General features: G+C 69.2%; 5 protein-coding genes and 1 pseudogene. 2 read left to right on the top strand and 4 right to left on the bottom strand.

All coding sequences use genetic code 11. The features are described from left to right. The first annotated feature begins 513 nt into the window (after positions 1–513). Both ADK55_RS09935 and ADK55_RS38460 read left to right on the top strand, forming a co-directional pair. On the top strand, positions 514–903 hold the full coding sequence (locus ADK55_RS09935) for an ATP-binding protein (RefSeq protein WP_053677129.1): 390 nt from the start codon (positions 514–516) through the stop codon (positions 901–903). A gap of 750 nt (positions 904–1653) precedes the next feature. Next, a complete protein-coding gene (locus tag ADK55_RS38460) occupies positions 1654–1863 on the top strand; it encodes a hypothetical protein (protein ID WP_159041343.1) in 210 nt (69 codons plus the stop codon). 828 nt (positions 1864–2691) lie between these two features. On the opposite strand, the gene ADK55_RS40425 is transcribed toward ADK55_RS38460, so the two are convergent. The 4 genes and pseudogenes from ADK55_RS40425 to ADK55_RS39685 all read right to left on the bottom strand — a co-directional run. Beyond that, positions 2692–2820, bottom strand: a complete 129-nt coding sequence (locus ADK55_RS40425) for a hypothetical protein (RefSeq protein WP_267887341.1) — start codon at positions 2818–2820, stop codon at positions 2692–2694. 113 nt (positions 2821–2933) lie between these two features. Then, positions 2934–3260 (bottom strand): hypothetical protein, encoded by a 327-nt coding sequence (locus ADK55_RS38455; protein ID WP_159041342.1) that lies wholly within the window; start codon positions 3258–3260, stop codon positions 2934–2936. Beyond that, complete coding sequence (locus ADK55_RS40925; protein ID WP_353962537.1) at positions 3257–3607, bottom strand: polymorphic toxin type 30 domain-containing protein; 351 nt, start codon at positions 3605–3607, stop codon at positions 3257–3259. Before ADK55_RS40925 ends, ADK55_RS38455 begins: the two co-directional genes overlap by 4 nt. A 193-nt stretch (positions 3608–3800) precedes the next feature. Continuing rightward, positions 3801–4803, bottom strand: a pseudogene (locus ADK55_RS39685) (hypothetical protein); the annotation flags it as partial.

The raw sequence follows: 4803 nt of genomic DNA, 5'->3' as shown, positions 1-4803 counted from the left end.
GCCCCGTCGCCCATCCCGCATCCGCTCTGGCTTGGAACCCCACTGCCGAACCTCCCGATGCGCGCGCCCGCAGCCGACGCCTTCACCGAGGTACCACTCACTGACTTCACTGCTGGGTACCGCGAACCACTTGTACTGCACAGCATGTACTGCTCGTGGTGGCCCCTGATCACCGCGGGCCACCCGGTCCAGTGGCCAGTCCCGTCGCCGACCTGCAACCGCTCTGGCTTCGACACTCCACCACCGCACCGCACTGCTGAACTGCGACTACTGCTACTGCGGGTACTGCTGCCCGGCAGTTCGTTTCTGCCCGGCCCTTCGTTCCTTCTGGGTTACGAGAGAAACCATAGCCAGATCACCGACTGATGTCTACTCCGGCCAGGACAGTTTTTCGTGTGCCTGATGAGCGAGGTATTCGGGTCCCACCAGGATTGAAGGACAGCGGTCCGGGGCACAAACGGCCGGGCAGTCACGGCTGCGTGCTGAACACGACAACAGAGACCGGAGCGCGGGATGACCACGACGAGTACCGAGTGCGCGGCCCTTGTGTCCCTGTCCGCCGTCGCCGAGGCACGCCGGGCGGCCCGGGCGTTCCTCGGGTCCCTCGATCCGTCCGTGGATGCGGAGCACGCCGACTCCGTGGTCCTGGTCGTCTCCGAGCTCGTCACCAACGCCCTGCGTCACGGCGGCGGCACCTACAGGCTCCACCTGGCCGCTCACCCCGGCACGATCGAGGTCGCCGTCGACGACTCCAGCCCGCGGATGCCGCGCCCGCGCATCCCCGACCTCGTCCACGGCACCGGCGGATTCGGCTGGCACATGGTCAACGACCTCGCCCGCGCCACTGCCGTCACACCCCGACCCGAAGGCGGCAAGACCGTACGCGCCCTCCTCCCCCGTTAGGTCCTCGGTAGCGACGCCCGGGTGACGACGGCGCCGTCGTCACCCGGATTACGGGGCCACTTGATCCTTGGTGCCCCCACGCCACCCGGTCCATGGTGCGGCCGCGCTTGCGGTCGCTGCGTCACTTGACCCGGTAGAGGGCGTCACCGTCGGGTCGTAGAGGGCGTCACCGTCGGGTCGTAGAGGGCGTCACCGTCGGGTCGTTGAGGGCGTCACCGTCGGGTCGTAGAGCGTGGCCGTAAGCGTCTGCTCGCCCGTGCGTCCCAGCCGGTACACCGCCGCGTCCGAGCCCCGGCGCTGTCGAGTTCTACTGTCGGCCTATTCCGCTTCTGTACGTCGCGGACTCCCGCCTTTCCCGAGCAGGAGTCAAGAGCGCCGACGACCATGCAGTCGTCCGTTCGGATCACGCGCCAGGCGAGCGCATCGCGCACCGGGAGGGGTAGGGGCAGCTCCACGACGGCGTCTGCACGAGCCGACAGCCCGCCACACCGCGCCGGGCGTACGCGTCATTACGCGTCATCTGGCGGGCCAGCGGAAACGATTCCGCAGTACGGCCCACTGGAGGGAACCCCTGGCCATGGCGGACAGCGAGCGCCCCACCCTGCGGGCGGGTGATGCCATGGGTCCGAGCAGCGGGCCGAATTCGTGCTCCTCACCTGGCCAGGCATGTCAAAACTCAGCCCGCCCATCCGCCTGCCTGTGGCGGACTGCCGCGCTCCACAACCCCGACACCCGTGGGAGGGTGACCCCGTGACCACGACAACGCTGCAATGCGCGGACACCCCCCTACCCCCGGCCCAGGGCCTGCCCTGGGCGGTCGGCGTGGGCCGGGCCTGTTTCGCCTGCGGCAAGAAACTCACCGCCGGTGCCGTCTCTCGCGGAACGATCTCCAGCCGGCAAGGAGTCCACAACACCGACATCGAGGTGTGGGCCTGCCCCAGGACAGGGCCCGCCTCATGAACGCGCGCGCCGCTCGACCCACCGGTGGACAGGACGATCGGCCCCCCACCTGCCGACGGTGCGGAGCCCAGGCCCTGGCGATCGGCGGCCCCGAAGGCGGAGTCATCGTGCATGAAAGGACCTGTCCCAACCGGCGCGAGGGCGAACCGGCAGCCCGCCCTCCCCACGCCCCCTGACAAGTCCTGTCTGCCCGGCCCGGGGTTACTCCGAAGCGGCGGGCCCAACCACTGTTGACCGCTCCGGCAGTCGGGAGCGCGCGCCGATACCCGAGCGCACTCCCGGGGTGCGTGGTTCCGATGGAGACACTCAAGGCGCTCCGGCGAGAGGTACGGCGGGGCGGGATCGGGGCAACCATCGGGGTCAGAAACCGCGTCGGCTCGGGCAACGCGTCACCGAGCGTGCCACGTCCGCCGCTGCCTGGAGCGACGCCGCCCGGCGGTGAAGCCATGTCGGAGACCGGGTGCATGACTGCCCGTCGCACCCTGCGCACCGGCCCCCCAATCCATCGCCTCGCTTGCCCCCGCTCGGCGTAGCCGGCAGGCGGCCGAGGGAGGTGTCCCGGAAGCGACCCCAAGCCCCTCCCCCGGCACGCGCCGGCCTCGCGCCGCGTGCCGGGCTTCGGCTCCGAACCGGTCGAGAAGGACGCCAGGCCTCCTACGATCAGAGCATCAAGGCGCTGTTTCCTCTGTTCCTCGTACAGCATCCGCTGCCAGGCGGCGACCCGCTGCTGGTGCGCCTCCCACTGCCGCCCCCGCTCCTCCGCGGCCCGCCGCTGCGCGGCGTCCCGCTCGCGGTTCGGGTTGGTGACGGACACAACGACGAGGCCAGTCATCGAACCGGAATCAAGATCGGCCAGTTGTCACTACTGGTCGTTCCGATCCTCCCCTGAACACCCCCGGCCAGGATGAGGAAGATCCAGCCGACCGTGATCATCCCGAGCATGGCGATGGCGAACACCACCCCCACGATCTGGCCGGCGCTCCACCCCACCCAGCACCCCGTCCGCTATTGCGTCAAAGCGGCCCTCAACTGCGTTCATTCAATCCCCCCGCACGCACGCGTGATCGAGACTAGAGTTCCAGCAGATCGTCCAGATATTCGACCAGGTTTCCCGGAAGCGAGCCTTTGTCGATGTCACGGAGGCGCTCCAGAGAGGCAGCCTCCAGCATTCCGCTGGAACCCAGCTCCAGCAGAGCGTTCAGTTGGGATTCCAGGGCGGCCGGATCCTGTTCACAGGCCGCCGCGATCGACAGCGCTCCCGCCAGCAGCATGACATCGGATCGCGAGTAATGACGTAGCCAGTCCACCAACGAGTCGGCGCTGAGTTCTCGCCGGCGGGGATCCGGGTCTATCACCTGTCGGATCAACTCCACCATCTGAGCAGGCTTCACGCTCATGCTTCGGTTCCCTCACTCGGGTAGGGCAGACTGTGGCCAGGGGGCCATGGTATATGCGTCGCATTGGCCGCAGCAGGATCATAATGAGGACTGTTGGGGTTGGAAACTTCCCGGTGGTAAAGTGTTCCCGATTCGTCCTGATATCTACCGGCGACTGATATGCGGTAAATATCCCCGCTCGCCGAATTCGACCCCTCCGGGGCCTTTCCGTCGGCCTCGTGAACGCGCAGACGAGCAGTATTTCCTGTCTCGGGATCCGTCCATTTGTAGTTGACTCCGACCTGCGGTCTACCGTCCGGGCCGGGCTTGAAGCCGAGTTTGATTGCGTCAGCCGGGAGGACAGACATCGGATTGTCACCCGCGCTCAAATCCCAACCCCCTCCGTCAACGCGTTCGGGGCCGTCCACGCGGCCCCCTTCTCCGCCCTCGTCTTCCGTCTCCGAGGCATCGGCAGCGTCCGCGTCGGGAAGCAGATCGGGCTCCGCGTCGGTGGCCTCCGCGTCGGTGGCCTCGGTGTCGGGCAACCCATCGGCATCGCGGTCAGGATCGTGGTCGGCCGCTTCGCCGGACTCCGACTCCTGCGGGAGACCGGCCTCGTGCGGCCCCTCCGGCGGCGGGCCGTCGACGCCCTGGGAGACCTCGTCGGCGCGGGCGCCGGCGGCCCCTTCCGCGGTGGCCCCTGTCCGCTGCGTCGACCGTGGCCCCGATCAGGGCCACGCCGGCTCCGGCCACGGCCACTCCGGCCTTGACCGTGCCTTCGGCCACGGTGCCTACCGTTTGGGCGAGTTCGTTGTCGGGGGCCGGCTCTTCTCCTGTCTCCGCGGCCTGTTGGTCGGCGCCCGTCGGGTCGTCGTGGTCCGTGCGTTCCGCTTCGGGTGAGGTCGCGGAGTCGGGCGGGGGCGTGTTCTGCGCAGCCGTGTCCTGAGCAGCGTCGGGCTCGGCCTCGGAGTGCGGTTCCCGTTCGAGGTCGGGTCGGAGTTCGCGTTCGCGTCCGAGTTCCCCTTCGGGTTCGGGGTCCTGTTCCGCGGCCGGCTCCGGCTCGGCTTCGGATTCCGGTCCGGCGTCCGCGTCACGCTCCCGGTCGGGGTCGGGCACCGGCTTCGGTTCTGGTTCTGGTTCTGGTTCGGGCTCCGGTTCTGGTTCGGGCTCCGGCTCGGGTTCCGGCTCCGGCTCCGGTTCGGGTTCTGACTCCTGTTTCTGGGGCTCCGGCTGTTCCGGGGTTTGCTCCTCGGGAGCCGGCTCTTCCGGTGGGGTGTCGGTCGGCTCCGGGGAGGGGGTTTCGGGCTGTTGGGGGGTGGGCTCGTGCGTTTCGGGCGTGGCCGGGTCCCGGGGGGTGCCGGGCGTGGTGGGTTCCTGGTGGGCCGCGGGCGGCTTCGCTTCGGACGGGTTCCCGGGCTCGGCCTCCTGCGGTGCGTCCATCGGCGGCGGGTCCGGAACGTGGTCGCCGTCCAACTGCTGTTCGGCGGCGTGCGGGACGGGGTCCGTCTCCGAGTCCGTGTTCGTGTCCGTGGCCGCTTCGGCGTCCGCCGCCCCCGCCTCCTCC

Origin of the sequence: Streptomyces sp. WM4235 (assembly GCF_001279725.1) — a bacterium.
Classification (GTDB): Bacteria; Actinomycetota; Actinomycetes; order Streptomycetales; family Streptomycetaceae; genus Streptomyces.
This window is presented reverse-complemented; position numbering and strand designations above follow the sequence as displayed.

Coding starts and splice junctions, on each gene's coding strand:
- ADK55_RS40925 (WP_353962537.1), bottom strand. CDS start 3,607: ATGTCTGTCCTCCCGGCTGACGCAATCAAACTCGGCTTCAAGCCCGGC.
- ADK55_RS09935 (WP_053677129.1), top strand. CDS start 514: ATGACCACGACGAGTACCGAGTGCGCGGCCCTTGTGTCCCTGTCCGCC.
- ADK55_RS38455 (WP_159041342.1), bottom strand. CDS start 3,260: ATGAGCGTGAAGCCTGCTCAGATGGTGGAGTTGATCCGACAGGTGATA.